This is a genomic window from Mesorhizobium sp. M3A.F.Ca.ET.080.04.2.1 (assembly GCF_003952525.1).
Classification (GTDB): domain Bacteria; phylum Pseudomonadota; class Alphaproteobacteria; order Rhizobiales; family Rhizobiaceae; genus Mesorhizobium.
In genome coordinates this window covers 1291984-1312392 of the sequence record NZ_CP034451.1, presented here as the reverse complement: position 1 = coordinate 1312392, position 20409 = coordinate 1291984, and the positions used below count along the sequence as shown (strand labels likewise).

At 64.3% G+C, this 20409-nt stretch carries 18 protein-coding genes and 1 pseudogene; 13 read left to right on the top strand and 6 right to left on the bottom strand.

Features of this window, described 5'->3' with window-relative positions; genetic code table 11:
- Window positions 1–127 precede the first annotated feature (127 nt).
- Window positions 128–1807: a winged helix-turn-helix domain-containing protein gene (locus EJ074_RS06355; protein ID WP_129552839.1), complete on the top strand. Its 1680-nt coding sequence runs from the start codon at window positions 128–130 to the stop codon at window positions 1805–1807.
- 36 nt (window positions 1808–1843) lie between these two features.
- Here the strand turns inward: EJ074_RS06355 and EJ074_RS06350 are convergent, their stop codons facing one another.
- Window positions 1844–2992, bottom strand: coding sequence for an amidohydrolase (locus EJ074_RS06350; protein WP_129552838.1), 1149 nt, complete (start codon window positions 2990–2992; stop codon window positions 1844–1846).
- A 235-nt stretch (window positions 2993–3227) separates the two neighbouring features.
- Between EJ074_RS06350 and EJ074_RS06345 the strand changes: the two genes are divergently transcribed.
- Window positions 3228–4403 (top strand): MFS transporter, encoded by a 1176-nt coding sequence (locus tag EJ074_RS06345; protein WP_095808955.1) that lies wholly within the window; start codon window positions 3228–3230, stop codon window positions 4401–4403.
- A gap of 127 nt (window positions 4404–4530) precedes the next feature.
- On the opposite strand, the pseudogene EJ074_RS06340 reads toward EJ074_RS06345, so the two are convergent.
- Window positions 4531–5180 (bottom strand): annotated as a pseudogene (locus EJ074_RS06340) (glutathione S-transferase family protein).
- 169 nt (window positions 5181–5349) lie between these two features.
- Between EJ074_RS06340 and EJ074_RS06335 the strand changes: the two are divergent.
- From EJ074_RS06335 to EJ074_RS06325, 3 genes are all read left to right on the top strand, one after another.
- On the top strand, window positions 5350–6255 hold the full coding sequence (locus tag EJ074_RS06335; RefSeq protein WP_095808893.1) for an alpha/beta hydrolase: 906 nt from the start codon (window positions 5350–5352) through the stop codon (window positions 6253–6255).
- Window positions 6256–6389: 134 nt separating this feature from the next.
- Window positions 6390–7349 (top strand): EamA family transporter, encoded by a 960-nt coding sequence (locus EJ074_RS06330; RefSeq protein ID WP_095808894.1) that lies wholly within the window; start codon window positions 6390–6392, stop codon window positions 7347–7349.
- Between the two features lie 88 nt (window positions 7350–7437).
- On the top strand, window positions 7438–8349 hold the full coding sequence (locus tag EJ074_RS06325) for an ankyrin repeat domain-containing protein (protein WP_095808895.1): 912 nt from the start codon (window positions 7438–7440) through the stop codon (window positions 8347–8349).
- Between the two features lie 65 nt (window positions 8350–8414).
- Here EJ074_RS06325 and EJ074_RS06320 read toward each other — a convergent pair whose 3' ends face one another.
- The 3 genes from EJ074_RS06320 to EJ074_RS06305 all read right to left on the bottom strand — a co-directional run bounded on the left by EJ074_RS06320 (window position 8415) and on the right by EJ074_RS06305 (window position 9998).
- A complete protein-coding gene (locus EJ074_RS06320) occupies window positions 8415–8792 on the bottom strand; it encodes a hypothetical protein (RefSeq protein WP_095808956.1) in 378 nt (125 codons plus the stop codon).
- Between the two features lie 765 nt (window positions 8793–9557).
- Window positions 9558–9755, bottom strand: a complete 198-nt coding sequence (locus EJ074_RS06310) for a hypothetical protein (RefSeq protein ID WP_129552837.1) — start codon at window positions 9753–9755, stop codon at window positions 9558–9560.
- Window positions 9756–9767: 12 nt separating this feature from the next.
- Window positions 9768–9998 carry an RNA-binding protein gene (locus tag EJ074_RS06305; protein ID WP_095808896.1) on the bottom strand — a complete coding sequence of 77 codons (231 nt, stop codon included), beginning with the start codon at window positions 9996–9998 and terminating at the stop codon, window positions 9768–9770.
- Between the two features lie 1024 nt (window positions 9999–11022).
- On the opposite strand from EJ074_RS06305, the gene EJ074_RS06300 reads away from it, so the two are divergent.
- The 4 genes from EJ074_RS06300 to EJ074_RS06285 all read left to right on the top strand — a co-directional run bounded on the left by EJ074_RS06300 (window position 11023) and on the right by EJ074_RS06285 (window position 16153).
- Window positions 11023–13083, top strand: a complete 2061-nt coding sequence (locus tag EJ074_RS06300; protein WP_095808957.1) for an ABC transporter ATP-binding protein/permease — start codon at window positions 11023–11025, stop codon at window positions 13081–13083.
- 376 nt (window positions 13084–13459) lie between these two features.
- Complete coding sequence (locus EJ074_RS06295) at window positions 13460–14872, top strand: polysaccharide biosynthesis/export family protein (protein WP_165349871.1); 1413 nt, start codon at window positions 13460–13462, stop codon at window positions 14870–14872.
- Between the two features lie 32 nt (window positions 14873–14904).
- A complete protein-coding gene (locus EJ074_RS06290) occupies window positions 14905–15657 on the top strand; it encodes a hypothetical protein (protein ID WP_095808958.1) in 753 nt (250 codons plus the stop codon).
- A 202-nt stretch (window positions 15658–15859) separates the two neighbouring features.
- A complete protein-coding gene (locus tag EJ074_RS06285) occupies window positions 15860–16153 on the top strand; it encodes a hypothetical protein (RefSeq protein ID WP_095808899.1) in 294 nt (97 codons plus the stop codon).
- A gap of 49 nt (window positions 16154–16202) precedes the next feature.
- Here EJ074_RS06285 and EJ074_RS06280 read toward each other — a convergent pair whose 3' ends face one another.
- On the bottom strand, window positions 16203–16643 hold the full coding sequence (locus tag EJ074_RS06280) for a hypothetical protein (RefSeq protein ID WP_095808900.1): 441 nt from the start codon (window positions 16641–16643) through the stop codon (window positions 16203–16205).
- 410 nt (window positions 16644–17053) lie between these two features.
- On the opposite strand from EJ074_RS06280, the gene EJ074_RS06275 reads away from it, so the two are divergent.
- The 4 genes from EJ074_RS06275 (at window position 17054) to EJ074_RS06260 (ending at window position 20392) form a co-directional block, all read left to right on the top strand.
- Window positions 17054–17488 (top strand): DOPA 4,5-dioxygenase family protein, encoded by a 435-nt coding sequence (locus tag EJ074_RS06275; RefSeq protein WP_095808901.1) that lies wholly within the window; start codon window positions 17054–17056, stop codon window positions 17486–17488.
- A 462-nt stretch (window positions 17489–17950) separates the two neighbouring features.
- Window positions 17951–18133, top strand: a complete 183-nt coding sequence (locus EJ074_RS06270) for a hypothetical protein (RefSeq protein WP_095808902.1) — start codon at window positions 17951–17953, stop codon at window positions 18131–18133.
- Window positions 18134–18598: 465 nt separating this feature from the next.
- A complete protein-coding gene (locus EJ074_RS06265) occupies window positions 18599–19225 on the top strand; it encodes a LysE family translocator (protein ID WP_095808903.1) in 627 nt (208 codons plus the stop codon).
- A 15-nt stretch (window positions 19226–19240) separates the two neighbouring features.
- Window positions 19241–20392: an ATP-binding protein gene (locus tag EJ074_RS06260; protein ID WP_095808904.1), complete on the top strand. Its 1152-nt coding sequence runs from the start codon at window positions 19241–19243 to the stop codon at window positions 20390–20392.
- The last annotated feature ends 17 nt before the right edge of the window (window positions 20393–20409 follow it).

Below are 20409 nucleotides of genomic sequence, written 5' to 3'. Positions count from 1 at the left end.
AAAAGAAGAGCGAGCGCGATGATGAGCCTGTTGCTTCATGTCTTCCTCCTTCCAATCCCGTGCTGCTGTGATTGCTTGGAAGCGACGGTCGAATTGGCTAAGCTAGGAAGCGCGCCAGGAGGGTGAAATGTCCCGAAAGGCTCCTGAAATTGACCTGAAACCTGCTGAAACGATCACGTTTCGCGGTTTGGTCTTCCTGACGAAAAGCAGGGAACTGCGGACCGCTGAAGGCAAGGCGATCGAGCTTCGCAGCCAGTCCGTAGAGGTGCTCTCGACACTGGCGGCACGGCCGGGCCAGATCGTGTCCAAGGATGCTTTGATGCGGGCGGTCTGGCCCAACACCTTCGTTACCGAAGACAGCCTTACGCAATGCATCGCCGATATTCGCCGTGCGTTGGGCGACGACGAGCATGTGATCGTGGAAACCTTCCCCAAGCGAGGCTATCGGCTGAATGCCGATCCATCGGCCGCGGCGCACCCAAATGCCGCAGCCGGCACGCAACGTGCCAGGACGTGGGTCTCGCGACACAGTTTGATTCTTGCTGCGCTCGTTCTCGTTGCGGCAGCGATCGGCGCATACTACGGCGCGGAAACATGGCGAGCCGCTGCGGTTTCTTCGAGCGACATGCCCAGGATTGCGATCCTTCCCTTCGACGACATGAGTGCCGGCGCGGATAAGGGATATCTCAGCGATGCCGTTGCCGAGGGGATCATCACCGAGCTGGCACGAAGCAAGACTTATGCCGTCATCGCCCGGAACTCGAGTTTCAGGTACCGCGGTAAGCCCACCGACACCAAGCAGATCGCAGATGAACTCGGCGTCGACTACCTGCTTGAGGGCAGCCAGCAGAAGATCGGAAACCGGCTGAAAGTGACGGCCCAACTGCTGAAGGCGCATGATGGATCGCATGTCTGGGCCAACAGCTACAACCGCGAGATCGGCGATCTTTTCGTCGTCCAGGAGGAAATCATCCGCACGCTCGCGGAAAGGGTCGGGCGCAGGATCGAACGCCCCTTGCCGCAGAGCGGTGCCGCCAGGGTCAGCGCGCTGCACTATCATCTGATGGGGATTGCCGAGATCCGGGAGGACTTCTCGGCCGCGAGGAACAAGCTGTTTCGGCAACTGAACCTCAAGGCGATCGAAGAGGATCCGAACTCGCAGTTCGGCTATATCGGGCTGGCCTGGTCCTATCGCAACGATGCGATGTTCGGCTGGAACGATCAGGAATCGAACCGTGACGAGGCGTTGAAGCGCGCGGCCGAATACGCCGACAAGGCCATCCTGCTCGCTCCCGATGATGCTGAAGCGCATAATATCCGCGCCAGCATCCATACCGAAGCCGGCGAGGTCGAGCAGGCCCTTGCCCGCTACGATCAGGCAATCGCCCTGAACCCCAGCAACCCGGATTTCCTGGTCCGCAGCACGGATGTGCTACTCTATATTGGCCGGACAGACGAAGCGATCGATCGGATCAAGCAGGCCATGGGCATCGATCCTTTCTACCCAGACGACTTCAACTGGCAGATGGGCTGGGCGCTCTGGGAAAAAAACGATTGCGCGGCCGCACTGGCGGCGATGCGAAGAATGTCCAGAATCCCGAGCGGCGCTCACCGCATGCTTGCCGGCATCCACGCTTGTCTGGGAAACAAGCGAGAGGCAAGGCAAGCGCTTGCGGTTTTCCTCCAGAGCACTCCCGACGAATCCATCAGTAAAGAACGCAGGGAGTGGGAGAAGATATGGACCGCTCCCGGAAGTCTCGACCGCTGGATCGAACAGATGCGATTTGCGGGCTTGCCGGAGGAGTGATGGCTGACCGCAGGCGACCCGGCATGGTCGAGCCGCTCACCCCAAAAGATTGCGCGCCGTGCGCATGAAGATCCTCGAGCCGATCGGGATCAGATCGTCGGGAAAATCGTAGTCCGGGTTGTGCAGCGAAGGATGGCGCTCGCCGGCGCCGAGGAAGAACATCGCCGACCTGGCATTGTGGCCGAAGATGCCGAAATCTTCGGAGGCGCGCATCGGCAGGGCTTCCTCGCCGCGCGTGACACCTTCCTCGTCCAGCGCCCGGTTGAGATGCTCAACGGCATCGGGCGCGTTGACGCTGGCGACGAATATCTCGTGATAGTCGCAGCGCACGGACAGGCCATGCGCGGCGGCGACCTTTGCGGCAAGCGCTTCCGCGGCCGCGACCAGCTCCGCCATGCGCTCGTCGCGCCGGGTGCGCAGCGTCGCCCAGACCTCGGCGTAGCCGGGCGCGATTCCGAACACCGCTTCGCCCATCGCGCAGTGAGTGACGGTGACCATGCCGAAATCATCGTCGGCGAAGGTGCCGCGCCCGAGACCGGGCAGCTGCGGCATCAGCTGGCTCACCGCCGGCATCGGCGAGGTGCCGGTCTCCGGCATGGAGGAATGCGCGGTCTTGCCGTCGAGCATGATGCGCATGCCGCGCGAGGCGCAGTTGACCACGCCGGGCTTGACGCGCACTTCGCCGAACGGCACGCCCGGCAGATTGTGCAGCGAGAAGGCGAAGTCCGGCGCGATTTCGGAAAAGCGCGGGTCGGCGACGACGCCGGCGGCCCCATTGCCGGTCTCCTCCGCCGGCTGGAACATCAGCACCACGCGCCCGCGCGCCGGCCTCTCACGGCCGAACAGCCGGCCGAGCGCGGCCAGGATCGCTGTGTGCCCGTCATGGCCGCACATATGCGACTTGCCCGGCACCTGGGATGCATGCGCGACGCCCGAAAGCTCCTCGATCGGCAGCGCGTCGAGCTCCCAGCGGAACAGCACGGTGGGCCCGGCCTGCCCGCTGTCATAGACCGCCGCGACGCCATGCCCGCCCAGTCCGGTCAACACCCTGTCCGGCCCGGTATCGGCCAGGAAGGCGACGACCTCTTTTGCCGTCTTCTCCTCCTCGTTGGAGATTTCCGGCTGCCGGTGCAGCTTGCGGCGCCATTCCGTCAGCTCGACGATGTCGCGATTGGTCAGGGTCATGGGTACGGCTCCCGCTTGGCTTCCAGCTTCACACAAACACAATAGGGTTTTGCTGGCGCCGTGCCATGTCGGTCGATTCAGATAGTCCATCGGCGAATTGCCGGACATAGGGGTCGGGCGAGCCCACTATCCTGCGCGGCGCCAACCCCTTTGTGTGAACATGGCTGGCGAAAGCATATATGATATTGCTAATATAAAAACAGGCCGCGCACCATCGGCGGTCGGGAGGATCCAAGTGCGAAGCCGCTGGACCATTCTTGCTGTTTTGTTTGTCGCACGTGCTGCCTTCGCCTTCCAGTTTGGAAGCGTGGGGGCCGTCGCGCCGCAGCTCAGTCAAGGTCTCGGCGTGAGCCTGGCCGATATCGGTATCCTTATTGGGCTCTATTTCGCGCCGGGCGTCCTGCTTGCGCTTCCCGGTGGCACGATCGGCCGCCGTTATGGCGACAAGGCGACCGTGCTCGCTGGGCTTCTGGCGATGCTCGCAGGCGAATTGCTAATGGCGTCGTCGACCTCATGGGGCTTGCAAATCGCGGGCAGGTTGATTGCCGGGACCGGCGGTATTCTCTTGAGCGTTCTCATGACCAAGATGGTCGCAGATTGGTTCGCGGGTCGCGAAATCGCCACCGCGATGGCCATCTTCGTCAACTCGTGGCCGGTAGGCATTGCAATCTCGCTCATGCTGTTGCCATGGATCGGACTGACATTCGGGCTTCACCTTGTCCACCTTGCTGTCGAAATGTGGATCTTGATCGCACTGGGCGTCATGGCGGTTGTCTATCGCGCGCCGGAGACGGCCGCCTTCGTTGAAAGCGAGCGCGGCAGTCTGACCCCAGAAACGATTTATGCCTTGGTCGCGGCCGGTGGAATCTGGTGTCTCTACAATATCGGTTTTTCAATGATCTTTAGCTTTGGACCGTCGATGCTCGGTGAGCGACACTGGTCCATTGCCGCAGCTGGATCAGCTATCAGTATCGTGCTCTGGCTCGCTGTGATTTCCGTGCCCCTCGGGGGCGTCCTTGCTGATCAGACCAAACGCGGCGAAGCAATCGTTGTTACGGGCAGTATAGCCTTTGCGATGCTAACGTTGATCCTGTCGCAAAGCGGGCCAGTGCTCCCTACCGTAATTGCGCTGGGGATCGTTTGCGGCCTGCCGGCCGGTGCGATCATGAGCCTTCCTGCGCGTGTGCTCGAGCGAAAGACGCGGTCGATCGGAATGGGAATTTTCTTTACGGTTTTCTATGCCGGGATGCCGGTAGGAACGACAATTGGAGGAAGGCTCTCCACGTCAATTGGCACCGCGAGCGCAGCTCTCGACTTTGGTGCCGTGATGCTGCTGGTTTGCCCGGTCATCCTGTGGCTGTTCAGGCGTGTTGTTCTTGGCCAAAATCGGACTGCCGTTTCATCCACATAGCCGGTTTCACTCAGCGTTCGCGCGGAACTCGCCAGACTGTTCCACACGAAGACATGCGAGGCGGATGGCGCCAGCCAACCGCCCGCGGCCGGCAATTAGCATCGGATTCCTCGGCGAGGAGCCCCCGTCAGCCGTTCGTGGCGCCGGTAAAGACCGCCAGTTGCGCCTCAAAAGCCCGCTTGAACGCAGGCCGTGCTTCGCCGCGCGCGACATAGGCGGCAAGGTTCGGGTACTCCTCCAGCAGGCCCGATCCGTTCAGCCGCCGCAACACCATCACCATCATCAGGTCGCCGGCGCTGAAGCCGCCATCGAGCCAGTCGGCATCGCCGAGGCGGGCGGACAATTCGCCCAGCCGCTTGCGGATGCGATCCTCGACCAGCGGCAGGCGCTGCTCGTGCCAGGGCTGGTCGCGCTCCACCAGCTTTGCAGTTTCGCGATCGAGGATCGGCGGCTCCAGCGTGCTGAGCGCGGCGAACATCCAGGTGACCGCGCGCGCCCGGCCATGCGCATCCTGAGGCAGCAGCCCGGCATGGCGCTCGGCGATATGCAGCACGATCGCGCCCGTCTCGAACAAAGCGAGGCCGCCTTCCTCATAGGTCGGGATTTGCCCGAAAGGCTGCAGCGCGCGATGCGCCGGCTCTCTCATCTCGCGGAACGAGACCAGGCAACGTGATAAGCCTGGCCGACCTCCTCGAGCGCCCAGCGAACGCGCATGTCTCGCGCCTGTCCCCGGCCGCGGTCGGGCGAACGTTCGAAGGCTGTGATGGTGGGGGTCATCGGAAGGCTCCGGGTTGTATGACGGCGTGCATGATCTCAACGATCGTCTTATGGTTTGGTTCTTGGGTTCTGCCCAAAGGACGACCGGCCGGCGCCGTTTCCGACAGCTTTCACCATTTTCTTTCGCGTCGGATCTGTCGCTAAACTGGTACTGAGCGGAGGAGGGAGAATGGACGACGGGGGCGAACACCGCGATCTGGCCGAGATCGCCGCCATCCGCGCCTTGCTGGCGTCAAGGCCGCGACCGGTGGGCTGGGACGAGCGCCGGGCGCGGCTCGACGAGGTCGGTTCGGGCTGGCCGGTTGCGCAGGACATCCGATGCGAGGCGGTGGTCATCGACGGCCTCGCGGCGGAGTGGTCGCTGGCGCCTGGCTCCGACAAGGACAAGGTCCTGCTCTTCTTCCACGGCGGCGGCTACTGCTCCGGCTCGATCAAGAGTCATCGCCGAATGGTGACCGAGGCCGGCCGCGCGATGGGGGTGCGCACGCTCGCCATCGACTATCGACGCGCGCCCGAACATCCGTTCCCGGCGCAGCACGAAGACGCGCTGGCCGCATGGCGCTTCCTTGCCGGGCAGGGCATCGCGCCGGATCGCATCGTCGTTGGCGGCGACAGCGCCGGCGGCAATCTCAGCCTCTCTTTGGCCGGCAGGTTGCGCGCGGCGGGCGAGCGCTTGCCGCGCTGCCTGTGGCTGGTTTCTCCCTGGACGGACCTGTCGATGTCCGGCGCGACGCTGTCGAGCAAGGATGGGACCGACCCGATCATCCACCGGGCCTATCTGGAGGAACTGGCGGCAGCCTATGTTCCGGATGGGATCGACCGGCGCGATCCGCTGATCTCGCCGCTGTTTGCCGATCTCAAAGCGTTTCCGCCGATGCTGATCCAGGTTGGCTCCGCCGAGACGCTGCTCTCGGATGCAGCGCGGCTCGCGGAAGCCGCCGGCGCGGCAGACGTCAAGGTCCGCCTCGAGGTCTGGCCGCATATGATCCATGCCTGGCCGGTCTGGAATGCGGAACTGAGCGCCGGCCGCCGTGCCTTGCAGAGCGCGGGCCAGTTTGTCCGCGAATTCATGTAGTCCTCGGCTCGACCTGCTCGCGTCATTTGCCATGGCACCTCCGCCCCTCGGTCCAGGCGAAGTTATGTAACACGCGCAGATTGAGCTATAGTGCCCGCCGCGCACGCGGGCATTCATCGAGCAGGGGGTATGACATGCAGGCAATGCCGATAGCCCATCATGGCGAGCGCTCCGCCGTCGCGGCCATGTCCTCCCTGAGCGGTTATCCGGCCGCCGTGCTGTGCTGGCTGCTTTCGGCCGGCGTCTATATCGCGGCCAAATGGGTGGCGCCGGAAATGCCGCCCTGGGGACTGTGCTTCTGGCGGCTGGCGCTGGCCTGCGCCATCCTGCTGCCGATCGTGCACCGCCATCACGGCGCGATGATTGCGCTGCTCAAGACCCGGGCGCTGGAGATCGTCGCCGTCGGCGCTATCGGCCTCACCATCTGCCAGGGCATGATCTATCACGGCCTCGCCGACACCGACGCGACCACGGCCGGCATCATCATGGCGCTGTCGCCGGTCATGACCATGGTGCTTGCCCGTTTCGTGCTCGGCGAGCCGCTCGGGCTCTGGCAGTCGGTGGGCGCGGCGATCGCGCTCGTCGGCATGCTGGTCATCGTCGCGCATGGCGACCTGACGGCGCTGCTGCAGCTGCGCTTCAATCTCGGCGAGTTGTGGATCGTCGGCAGCGCGCTGTGCTGGGCGCTCTACACCGTGCTCGTGCGCCGCGCCAAATTCGGCATCGAGCTCTTGCCGCTGGTCGTGCTGCTGCTGGGGGCCGGGGCGCTGGTCGCGCTGCCTTTCCATCTGTGGGAACTGGCCAACGACGAACGCTCCACCATGAACGCCAACGGCCTGCTGGCGCTCGCTTATCTGGCCGGGCCCGGCGGCGCGCTGATGTACTATCTCTACAACCGCAGCGTCGAGACGCTGGGCGCCAGCCGGGCGAGCATGCTGCTCTATCTGCAGACCATGTTCGTCGCCATTCTCGCTTATCTCTTGCTCGGCGAGAGCCTGCACGACTACGATCTCTTGGGCGCCGTCTTCATCGTTGCCGGCATCGTGCTTGCGACGGTGCTGAAGCCGAAGCCGGTTCCCGCCCGCGCCGCCTAGAAAGCCGCGCGACGGCCCGCTCTGCACTGTTCGCGAACCCTGATCGGGTGTACCTTCTTCGATCCGTATCGGCGGGAGGGACGGCCGGATGCGTGGTCTCATCGCAAGCTTGCTGATTTTCCTGGGTGCTCTCGCAGCCGCCCGCGCCGGTCCGCTCCACGACGCGGCCAAGAGCGGCGACCTCGGCGCCATCACTGCGGCGCTCGATGCCGGCGCCGACATCGAGGCGCAGGAGAAGGGCGCCACGCCGCTCTTCTTGGCGGTGCGCAGCGGCCATGTGGAGGCGGCCGAACTGCTGATCAAGCGCGGCGCCGACGTCAACAAGGAGTCGAAGCTCGGACTGCCGATGACCGTTGCCGTGCTGAAGAACGCCGCCGACATGATCCAGCTGCTTCTGGCGCATGGCGCCGACGCCAACGGCACGACGCGGGGCGAGCCGATGCTGACGCTGGCCGTCGCCAATGGCTGCCTCGACTGCGTCAAGGTGTTGGTCGAGGCCGGCGCCGACGTCAACGCCGTCTGGATCCAGGGCGACCCCACCGAGCTGCCGGGCATCATCACGCCCTATCACCTTGCCAGGCACGACGACCATGCCGACATCGCCGCCTATCTTTTGGCGCATGGCGTCGTCATCCTGAAGCCGCCGCCGATTTCCGCCAGTCTGGCGAAGGGCGACCCGGCCAAGGGCCAAGCCCTGTTTGCCACCACCTGTGCCCCCTGCCACGTCGTGCGGCCGAAGGACAATTCCACCATCGGGCCGAACCTGTGGAACGTCGTCGGACGCGACAAGGCCTCGACGACATTCGAGCGCTACTCCAAGACCCTGCTCGCCTGGGACGGTGCCTGGACCTATGAGGACCTCAATATCTTCCTCGCCGGTCCGACGCTGACGACGCCCGGCGTCAACATGGACTTCCGCGGCGTGCCCGACGAGACCGACCGGCTGAACGTGATCGCCTATCTCAGGACGCTGGCCGACACGCCGGTTCCCCTGCCGTGAGAACTGGCGCGTCGGCTAAACGAGCCTGAAGTGCAGCCGCAGTCCACAGTCAAGATCAGTCCCAGTCAGGCCGAAGCGATCGCCCACAGCTGCGTCAAGCCCATCGCAAGAACGAGGATCACGCTTGCTCCGATGAACAGCGCCACAGGTATCTGCTTCAGATGAGCGCCGAAGCGGCTGCCCGAGAAGTCGTCGACGGCATCATCCAGCATTGCCTTTAGCTCATCCATGGCGGACCTAGTAGCCAGAACACCATAAACCGTAATTGCGACCACAATCGTCGCGAGCGCGAGCCTTGCGGCTAGTCCCGCTGATGGTCCGTACGCCAGTATCGCGAACATAGTCCCGATATTGGCGAAAAAAATGATCGCATATGTCTGCGTCAGATGGCCAAGTCGCGCGGCTGCCCCCGCCATATATTGATCAACGGTGAGTTTCGCCATGTGCTCCTCCAGCAAGTGACCAGCTAAGTACCGAGTTGCAAATAACCTACCGGCGTCGGAGCGTCGGGAGCTTGGCAAGTCGTTCATTGCGCTGCATGCGGGCGCCCCCCCCACGAGAGTTCGTTCGATTTCTGTCAAAGCGAGCGAGAGCCAGCATCGACGATCGCAGGCTTCGCAACGAATTCGGCTCGCCGCCCATAGCTAATCCGCGATGAATCGATCGCTTATCTGCTCCGGCTGTCGAACCTTGAAACAAGGGGCCCGGTGGATTTTTTCGCTGAGCGATGCGAGTTCAGCTCCTAGATTAGCATATACTAATATGCTATGCAAATGCGAGGGGCTACTTCCATGGTGCAGTTGAAAAGGCCTATTGCATTGATATGGCTTGCCTTAGCCAGCAGTGCGAATGCTCACGATTGGTACACTGCCAAAACTGACCCGGTTCTTCATTATGCTTGCTGCGGCAACAAAGATTGCCACCCAATCGATCCCAATGACGTCAGGGCGACGAAAGACGGTTACTATGTCAGGCTGTCCCGCCCGACTCACATGAATGACCTACAACAAGCGGAGTGGTTCATCCCAAGAGAGCGTGTACAGGCAGCGCCCGATGATCGATATCACATCTGTGAGCGGCTAGTGACGCTCTATCGGACGATCATTCCACACATGAAGTTCGAGACTTATCAGAGAGTCAGGTGGACGTGTTTCTTCGCGCCAAGGGGCACAAGTTCAATCGCGCAGACCCACCAGATGTGATCTGGGCTAGCGTTTGCGTTTTTCCATTTCCTGATAAACGAGCAAGAGCATTGTCGCCTCGGCGCTTCCCGGCCGAGCATTCCTTGGCAACCGTTTCTCAAGCGCCTGCAGCTTCGCGCTATCCGGTAGTGTCTCAATTTGAATTTTCGGCCACGCGCTTTTGTAGGGGCCGCGCTTTCCCGGCTTCGGCGCAACGGCGTCCATCTTCTCGGCTAGCTATTTAGCCCACCGCTTCGCAGCCGCCTTCTTCGCGATCTCCGCGCGCCGCTCCGGTGACATGTTGGCGGCGCGTTTCTTTCCGCCTTTCGACCCAAGCTCTTTGGCAGCTGGGTTCTTACCGTCATCTGGCGTATCGTCGGCTTCCTCGCCCGTAGCAATGCGCATGACGCGGACGGCGTTGCCGATCACGTCGGCTGGTCGCTTCTGGCCTTTAGGTCCGGTGGGCATCGTGCAGCCTCGACAATTCCAACTCGGCGTCTGACAATTCCTTTTCCCAATACGTGATGTCTTCCGGTGTGGCGGGGAGAGGCATTGCGTTTGCTTTGTAGGCTGCCAGGATGGACTTTGCCAGCCGAACGCGCGATCGCTCGGTATCGCGTAGCAGCTCAAAAACGTCCGGCTGATTTTCTTGTTCGTTCTCCATACCACCAAGCATATAGGCGGTTCGGCCTAGGGGAGCAAACGCGGCAAGGCGCTTTTGCCTTGCGCCCAAATTTCAAACTGAGACACTACCCGCTATCCATATCCGAGAGGTGGTTTCCAATCGCCTCGATCGCATCACGAAGTCTCGCCACCAACTCGACCGCAACGACCTGCATTTTCCTCCGTCCCTCACATTATATGAGAAGGCTCTAACGTATCTGGCGGCCTTTTAACATGTGGCGATTCGGGCATGCTTCGAACAAGAAGTGAGATCGGGTTGGAACCGGGGATGCTCCACATCCCCGGAAGTGGGGGCGTGGTGCGGAGATCCTCGTGAAGAAGCAGGACGTGTGACGCCGAGCACCCAAGCCCGGCGCCGGTTTCCACCGCACGTCAAGCAAAGTGGAGTCAGTCATCTTTGCCAATGGTCACATCTGCTGTGTCTAACGCCCTCAGCGTCTCGGTTCTGGTTCCCCATTGATTCGATTGATAAGGCCGGTGCGGTCGCAGCAATCGCCTATCTCAGAACGCTCGCCGACGCGCCGGCTCCGCTGCCCTGAGCCGCATCGGCGCGGCCGTCGCCGGGATCTGGAACACCAGAAGCCCCGGCCTGGCATCCCGGAGGCATGAAACCTTCTGATTTTTGAGCCGTTGTCGGCTGATGTCGGAGATAGACGCCAGGCCAAAAGCGGCCGATGGGGCCAAATCGGGGGAGGATAGGCTGTCGCGGCCGGGAAAGCTGCGGGCAGAGCAACTGCGCGACGAAAAATCGCGCTCAGCGGAATCGCGCCCAGAGAAATCGCGCCCAGAGAAATCGCGTCCACAGAAATTGCGCTCAGCGAAATCGGGCGATGGGAAAGCGCGCCCAAGGAAGCCGCGCGGCAAGCCGCATGACGGGAAACCGCGCGCCAGGACAGCGCGCGAAGAAAGGTCGCCTTCGCACAAGCCCCCCGAGGACAAGGTCTCGCCTGTCGAGGTCGCGTCGGGGGTCGTCGGCGAGCCGGGGCCGCCGCCGCCCGATGCGGTCGAGCCCGGTCCGGAGCTGACGCCGGAGCAGGCCGACCGGGCGCGGAGGAAATATCTGCTGAGGCGCTTCTGGATCAGCGCGCGCGGCTACTGGAGCCGCCGCGGCGACAGGCTCGCCTGGCCGTTCACCATCGGCGTCCTGGTGATGATCTGCATCAATGTCGGCTTCCAGTACGGCATCAACGTTTGGAACCGCTCGATCTTCGACGCGCTCGAGCAGCGCAACGCCCGCAGCGTCTATTTCCTCAGCGCCGTGTTCGTGCCGCTGGTGCTTTGCAGCGGCAGCCTTGTCGTGGCGCAGGTCTATCTGCGCATGACCATCCAGCGCCGCTGGCGCTCCTGGCTGACCACCGCCGTCATCGCGCGCTGGCTCGCCAACGGCCGCTACTACCAGCTGAACCTGGTCGGCGGCGACCACCAGAACCCCGAGGCCCGCATAACCGAGGACCTGCGCATCGCCACCGAGTCGCCCGTCGATTTCATCTCCGGCGTGCTGAACGCCTTCCTGGCCGCCTCGACCTTCATCGTCGTGCTGTGGACCATCGGCGGCGCGCTGACCTTGCCGATCGGCGGTGAGAGCGTCACCATCCCCGGCTTCCTGGTCATCACCGCGGTGATCTATGCCGGCATCACCTCGACCTCGATGGTGGTGATCGGCCGCAACTTCATCCATCTCTCCGAGCGCAAGAACCAGGCCGAGGCCGAAATGCGCTACACGCTGACGCGCGTGCGCGAGAACGGCGAGAGCATCGCCCTGCTCGGCGGCGAGGAGGAGGAGCGCAGCGGCATCGACAAGGACTTCGCCCATGTGCTCAAGCAATGGGCGCTGCTGACCGGTCAGCACATGCGCACCGCGCTGGTGTCTCAAGGGTCGATCCTGTTCGCCCCGGTTGTGCCGGTGCTGCTCTGCGCGCCGAAATTCCTCGCCGGCGACATGAGCCTCGGACAGGTCATGCAGGCGGCATCCGCCTTCGGCATCGTGCAGGGCGCCTTCGGCTGGCTGGTCGACAACTATCCGCGCCTGGCCGACTGGAACGCCTCGGCCCGGCGCATCGCCTCGCTGATGATGTCGCTCGACGGGCTGGAGCGCGCCGAACAGAGCGACAAGCTGGGCCGCATCCAGCGCGGCGAGACCGACGGCGAGGCGATGCTTTCGCTCGACAATCTCTCCGTCTCGCTCGACGACGGCACCGCCGTGGTCAAGGAGACCGAGGTCGCGATCGAGCCGGGCGAGAGGGTGCTGGTGGCCGGCGAATCCGGTTCCGGCAAGTCGACGCTGGTGCGGGCCGTCGCCGGCCTGTGGCCCTGGGGCGGCGGCAGCGTCAACTTCCACCCCGACCGGCGCCTGTTCATGCTGCCGCAGCGCCCTTACGTGCCCTCGGGCACGCTGCGCCGCGCCGTCGCCTATCCGGGCGCGGCCGACAACTGGACGCTCGAAGAGATCAGCGCCGCGCTCGACAAGGTCGGCCTCGACTATCTGAAGGACCGCATCGAGGAGGAGGCGCCCTGGGACCAGACGCTGTCGGGCGGCGAAAAGCAGCGGCTGGCCTTCGCGCGTCTGTTGCTGCACAGCCCCGACATCATCGTGCTGGACGAGGCGACCTCGGCGCTGGACGAGAAGAGCCAGGACCAGATGATGCAGACCATCATCCACGAATTGCCCAAGGTCACCATCATCAGCGTCGCGCACCGGGCCGAGCTCGAGGCCTTCCACAGCCGCAAGATCACGCTGGAGCGCCGCAAGGGCGGCGCGATCATGGTCAGCGACATCAACCTCGTCCCGCGCAAGGGCAGGCGCAACGTGTTCGCGCGCGCCTTGTGGGGCAGCGGCGGGCGCGATGGCGGACGGCGCGAGGCGCAATGAGGCGCCACGACCGTGGCGCGGCCCGTCGTGTTTATTAGCGGAAACTAATTTTCGAGCCACCCGTTAAGAGGACTGGGAGCGAATTTCAACGCTCGCACCACCACCCACGACGGATGGATAGCGGCTAAGTTGAAAGGAGACAGTCCCTAAGCCTTTTGCGGTGCTTGGCGTGGCCGGGAGCTTTTCTATCATTCGTCGTTCGGTGCGGCATGCAGCCGCGCGATGCGGGTTCACGGAGAAGACAGCGGCAAGGGTCGCGCAGCCGGAGGGTTCAGTGATGGGTAGCCAGTCGACATACCTCCACCGTGACTCCACCTCCACCAAACGGCGGTATTTGAGTTTGCTTCATGGGCGGCGCGGCAGAGCGCCCAGCCCCATGCTGTGCCTCATCTCGCTCTGGCTCGTTCTGCTGCTGGGATCTGCGGCAAGCAGCCAGGCGGCGGCCGACGACAAGCTGGCGCCGGGAGACAGGATCGAACTGCGCGTCTGGCGCTGGACGACCCTGCGCGACGGTGCCGTGGAAGGCTTGCAGCTCAACCAGAATTTCAGCATCGACGCGACCGGCGGGCTCGAGCTGCCGAACATCGGCAGGCTCGAAGCCGCGGGCCTGCAAACCGACGAGCTGGCAAAGCTGATCGCCGATTGCCTGCAAGCCAGAAGCGGCCAGGCCGAGCGGCCGGAGACGACGGTCAAACGCATAGCCCAGCCAGCCATGGAAACGACAGCCTCCCTGGCGGCCGCAGGCGACAAGCCGGCGCCCGAACCGCCGGCGGTTGCCGCAGCCACCGCCAACTCGCCGGCTCCGCAGGGCGGCAACATCGAGAAGGAACCTGGCACGGCGCCTGCGGGCGCCCCCGAGCCGCAACTCTCCGCGGAACTGGCGTTCAAGGCGGCGCAGGCGCTCAGGCAAGGCGCGCAAGCCTTGCTTGGCGGGCATGAGGAGACCGGCTTACGCCGCGAACTGGCGGCGGCGCGCGCGGCCGTGGACCTCATGCAGCGCAACACCCGCGACTTGAGCGCCCAGGCACGCGCAGGGACTGATGCGGCGGCCAGGCAAGGACAAGCCCTCGAGGAGCAACGGCGGACGGCCGAAGCGCTGGCGCGCGACCTTGAGGCGGCGCGGCGCACGATCGAGGGCTTCAAGGCCAAGGCCATCGTCTGGGACAACGAGAAGGCCGCGATGCTTGGAGCGCAGCACGCGACGCAGGCCTCGCAGGCTGCGGTCGAGCAGGCGCTGGCTGTGGAGCGGCAAAGGGTCGGGCGCCTGGAACAGGAACTCGCCACCTCCCGCCAGACCATCGTCGCCCTCCAGACCGGCGCGGATCGCGCCGCGGCCGAGCAGGCCGGCGCCGTGAGGGACCGGCAGGCGGCCGAGGCGGAGCTGAAGCAGGCCGGCGAGGCGCTGGAGCTGGCGCGCCAACGGGCAGATGCCGCTGCACACGATCTCGACGCTGTGCGCAAGGAGCGCGACGCGGCACGGCAGGCCGCGGAAGGCCTCGGCGCGGCCTTGCAGGAAGAGCGTGAAAGGGCAAACGGCCTGGCCCGCAGCCTCGGTGCCGCGCGGCAGCCCAATGACGTCGCCAAGGCGCGCGGCCGCGCGGTGGGCCTGACGCGCGCGCCGAAAGCCCGCAATCCGGCCCATCGGCTTGCAGCTGTGTCGGAGCGTCCCGTGCCTGCGCGCAAACAGCTTCGCAAGCCGCAAGCCGATCTGGTGGCGACCATAACGCTTCCGCCCGCCTTGCTTCCGACGCGACCGCCGAGGTTCGACCTCGCCGGTGATGAATGGTGAGGCGAGATGCATGCCGCAGCAGGAGGATGGCCATGAAAAACTATCTTGCGGCCGCGCTGGCGATCGGAATCTCGACCGGGCCGGCCTTGGCTCTTGAAGCGGGCGTGGGCGCCAGCGTCGGCGGCGTCGGGGCGAACGCTGGCGTGAGCGCCGGTTCGCAAGGCGCCTCCGTCGGGGTCGGCGCGAGCGCCGACGGCGTCGGCGGTGCGAATGTCGGTGCATCGACCGGCACCGGCGGCACGGGCGTCAGCGCCGGCGCCAATCTGGGCAGCGCAAGCGCTGGCGTCTCGGCAGGCGTCAGCGCCGATCCATCAGCCGCCGCAAGCGCTGGCGTGTCGGCAGGCGTCAGCGCCAATCCATCAGCCGCCGCAAGCGCATCGGCTGCCAGTCCCGACGCGGTCACGACGGCCGCTCCCTCGGCCAAGGGCGCCGGAAAGCCCATCGCCCTGCCGCGCGCGCTGAGGCCCTCCAAGGCCGGCGAGGGCGATTTGCAGCGGGCCACCAAGGGCTATCCCGTCGCGCCGCTGTCGCCGTTGAAAGCGATCCCCGGCACGCCGGCCGCCGTGGTGCGCACCTGCCGCGCGGCGATCATGACCGCCGCCAGGCCGCTCGGCGCCATGCGTGTCTACGTGGCAAGCGCCGGCCTTTTGCGCCGGCGCGGAGGCGGACTCAATGCCCCCATCGAGGTGCGCATAGACTACGCAAGGCAAGGCGGCATCGAAATCCGGCAGGCCAAAGTCGGCTGCCGCCTCGACGCGGCGGGCAGGGTCACCGCGGTGATATGACGCCGGGCCAGGCTCAACCGCCGGCGCCGGGCAGGGCGAGACCGCGGCCTCGACGCGCGCCGCACGGACGTTTTTCGGGAACAGGGCGCTGAAGCGCGGCGTTGAAGCCATGAAGGGACGGCCGTCCCTGCCGCTTTCGGCCTTCCGCACAGCCCAAGGTCGGGCGCCGCATGGGACGTTGAACTCCCATTGGAGACCCCTCATGCGAACCTTCGTCATCCTTGCAGCGTTCACGCTGCTTGCCGGCCCCGCGTCGGCAGCCGATCACCTCTTGACCGCCACCGAGGCTGGCGGCCTGACCACCGACAGCCAGCCGTTCCAGAACGGCATCAACAACAAGGCTCCCACCGGCGAGGATGTGGTCGGACAGGGTAGCCCGCTGTCCGGCGAAGACGCCACCGTGCCGGCCACCGATACCCAGACGGGCGCCTCGATCAGGAGCATGCCGTCGGCCACTGAAGGCAAGACGGCGCCGTCGGCCCACGCCAACAAGTGAGAAACCGCGCCGCCTCGCCAGGAGGCGGCGCTCCGCATTCTGGTGCCGGCTATTTCACCGTGATGCTCATGCCGCTGAGGTCGGCATTGACCTGCAGGCCCACCTGCCGGCCTGTGAGTTCGAGCTCGGCGCCCTTGTCGTTGGTCATGACGATGACCTGCGCGCCTTTGCCCAGCGCGCCGCCGCCGCCGGCAGCACCATAGACGCCCGTGACGTCGCGGGCGCGGCGAATGTTGCGCACCTTGCCCTTGAAGTAGGTCTTGGACGCCCCGAAGGCGAGGCCGCCCGAGATGCCGCCGATCGTGATCGGATAGCGGCGGCCGTGGAAGGTCAGCGTGCCCTCGCCACCCGAGCCGCCGACGAAGAAGGCCGCCTTGTAGACGGCGAAGCGGATCGTGCCGGTGTCGGCATGTGCGGCGCCGGCAAGGCCGACGCTGCCGGCGGCGATGGCGGCAAACGCGATGGAACGGAACCTGGACGAAATCTTCATGATGGGGACTCCTCGACATCGCCGCGTGCCCGGCCGGGCAGGTCGGCGTCGGATCAAAGTGAAAGCTGAACAGTCTTGCCCGCCATTTGGTTCCCGGCAGGCGGCCGGAATCCGGGGAGTCGGGGGAGCCGGGGCAGGGACTGAGACAGCAGCTCGTCGCTTCGGCCGTTCGGATGGCTGTTGACGATGCCGGGCAAGCGATATCTTGTTCCCGCGGTCACATGGCGACAGGCGTGGCGCGACCCGGGAGAGAACATGAACGACGCTTCCGAACAGCTCACATCGGCCGGCCATGCGGCCTGGAGCGCCAACGCCACCCATGAGCCGGCATCCGCCTGCGGGCAGGGCCCGCAGCGCGGCCCTGCGGGGGGAATTCCGCCGGGCGGCCATCGTCGAAGGGGAGAATTGAGATGAACGAAGACGCCGCGGGTTCGAAGTCGCACAGTCCGCGCCGGCTCGCCGAGATCGCCAGCTATCACGCCCATATCTACTATGACGGGCAGGCCGAGCGGCGGCATGCCGAATGGCTGCGCCAGCGCATCGGCGAAAGCTTCCGCGTGCGGCTGGGCGATTGGCGCGACGAGCCGGTCGGCCCGCACCAGCAGGCCATGTACCAGGTCTCCTTCGCCAACGAGATTTTCGCTTCGATCGTGCCGTGGCTGATGCTGAACCACGGCGGCCTGAGCATTCTCATCCACCCCAACACCACCAACCCCAAGCGTGACCATACGCTCGACCCGATCTGGATCGGCCGCCCGCTGGCGGTGAAGGGCGAGGTTCTCGGCGACGAGGACGAGGCGGAAGAGGCGCTGGAGGTCAACACCCAGCCGACGCTGGAGGCGTAGGGGCGGCGCCGCCGACGCTTCGTCATCCTCGGGCTTGACCCGAGGATCCATGCCGTGACGCTCGCCGTGGAACGCGGCGGGGCAGAAATTCCGCATCGTCGCAACGCACGCAGGTAACGGTATGGGTCCCAGGGTCTGCGCGCGTCGCTTCGCTGCTTGCTCCGCCCTGGGATGACGAAAGGCACGGCGCCAGAGGAAAAACCGCTGCGTTTGCTGAATTTGCTTAAAAATGCGGCGCCGCTCACACTATACGCCTTTTGGCTAAGTCCATTTATTGCAGTAGGCGGCGGCCCTCGACTCAGACGCGATTGGGATCAATACTTCACGCCATAAGTTAATGCATGTCGCTCGGATGTGTGGGCGGTACTGGGGCAACGACGTGCATCGACACGAAGACCTGAAGCGCGCCGCCTGAACCCGGTTCAGCGCGGCGCGTTTTAGGCGGGGCGGGGGCTCTCGAACATGGATGCCGATATCATCTCGGGCATTGCCGTTACGTCGATTGTCGTCGGCTTGGCCGGTCAGGCCGTTCTGCTTTGGATCGCATGCCGCGGCCTTGGCTGGACGCCGGCGATGCAGGTCGCGAGCAAGCGAAGAGCGCGCTTCGCCGACGGCCGCAATTTGCCTGGCTCCTCGCGCCGGTGAAGCGACACTGCAGCACTGGCCTGTGCGGCCTGCGCCGACGGACATAGGCGGCGTCGCCCTCGACAAGGGCTGCGCAGCCAGTCATCACGACGATGACAAGCGCGCTTGATTGCCGATCTCTCAATAAAGCGTGAGCTGAAAGCCCTGGTCCTTCGGCCCGTTCCTGCGGCGGCCCTTGCGGCTTTCCGGATCGGCCCGGTAGCAGGTCACTGCCGGCAACGCTGAAACCACCGACACTGACAACCGCGACGAGGCACCGGTAGGCGAGGATGCCGATCGCACTGAGGGCTCCCACGACGCTGGAAAATCTTGAAGGATCATGGCCGACTGACAGCAGGGCCTTGGTTCCTGGCCCTTGGGGTGTCGAACATAGGATCGCTGCATCCGTCCAGCGCACCGCCGCGACCTTTGCATAAGCCGTGCCGATGGTGCACAAGACCGCATCCGAAACGGGAAGCCACGGCGATGCTGCCACTCGACACGATCGTTGCCTTTGCCGCGGCCGCGACGCTGCTGGCCTTTGTGCCTGGGCCCGACAATCTGTTCGTGCTCATCCAGTCGGCGCTTTATGGCCGCATGGTGGGCGTGTTCGTCACCCTCGGCCTCTGCACCGGGCTGATCGTCCACACCGTTGCGGTCGCCATCGGCGTGGCGGCCATCTTCCAGACCTCGCAAGCCGCCTTCGACGCGCTGAAGATCATCGGCGCGGCCTATCTGATCTATCTCGCCTACAAGGCCTTTCGCGCCAGGCCCGAGGCGCTGGCAAGCGCCGCCGGCAAAGCCAAGCCGATGCGGCAGATGTATCTGCGCGGCATCGTCATGAACGTGACCAACCCGAAGGTGGCGATCTTCTTCCTCGCCTTCCTGCCGCAGTTCACCCATCCGGAGCGCGGCAGCATCGTCGCCCAGATGCTGCTGCTCGGCGCCATCTTCATCCTCTGCGCCTTCTTGTCGTTCACGCTGATCTCGATGCTGGCCGGAACGCTCAGCCGCTGGCTGCGCCAGTCCGACCGGGGGCAGCTGTGGCTGAACAAGATCGCCGGACTGGTGTTCGTGGGCCTGGCGCTGAAGCTTGCGACGTCGCATCGGTGAGGGGATGCCTATCAGATGCTAACCAACGCATTGCTGGAGGAGTTGCGCTGCAGGGGCGAGGGGGCCGACTTGGACTATAAGGCGGAGCGCTATCCATTTGCCAGCGCCAGCGATGAAGAGAAGTCGGAAATTCTAAAGGACATCCTAGCGCTGGCCAACGCGCACCGGGACGGTACCGGTTACATACTAGTGGGGTTTAGGGAAAACCCTCCCCATCCGGCGGAAGTGGTTGGATTGTCCTCAGAAGGCGCCATCGATGACTCTCGCCTCCAAGAATTCGTAAATGGAAAGCTCGAGAGCAAGCTGAACTTCCGTTACGAGGAAGGACTGTTCGAAGGCCAGCACATAGCCGTGATTTCCATACCGAAGCAGCAACGGCCCTTCTACCTCAAGAGGGCCTACGGCAAGTTGACCAAGGACGCAGTGTATATCCGCCGAGGGAGTGCCACCGCGATTGCGTCACCTCGAGAGATCGCGATGATGGGAGCAGCCAACGTGGCGCGGAGCGAAGCTCGGGTTTTGCTGTCATTCCATGGCCCCGAGAACCAGCCTTTGCCGAGTAGCTTCGAAAGGGAGTTCCTGACCTTCCCAGAAAAATTGCCTGATTTCGCCGAAAATCGGAACGAAATGTTCGCCTTCCCAAGACCTCTTTCGAACAAGAACTATTGGAGAGACGGTGCTTACTATTACTCAAGTTGGAGGCGGGTGATACAGGTTAGGTTATTGTTGTCCAACAATTCTGAGTTCTCCCTCGGAGATACACATCTCGAAGTGACTTGCAATTGCCCGGAAGGAGAGGCGATGTCGATGCTTCGGGCCGACTGCATGCCCGAGGTGCCAGGCACCTCCTACTTAGCCCAGCTCAAGCTGGAGCGTGCTAACCAGCTCATGGTTGTCGATGATCGCGGTTGCGAGCCGGTGGCTCATATAACCATAGGAACGATACGGCCAGGCCAGACGGTTCGCGCTGAAGAGGATTTGGCACTCCTGCCCACGAGCCCGGGGAGCTATCTTCTTCGGGCTCGCATCTTGGCCAATGAGATTCCGACCCCGATACTGATAGAGCACCAGTTTGACGTTGCGGGTCCCGTGCGGAAGGTCAGTGCGCGGGAGCTCTTGGTGTCAATGGACGCCCTCTCGGACGAGAGTGAAGACAGCGGGGGATAAGGCAGACCTGCTCTAGC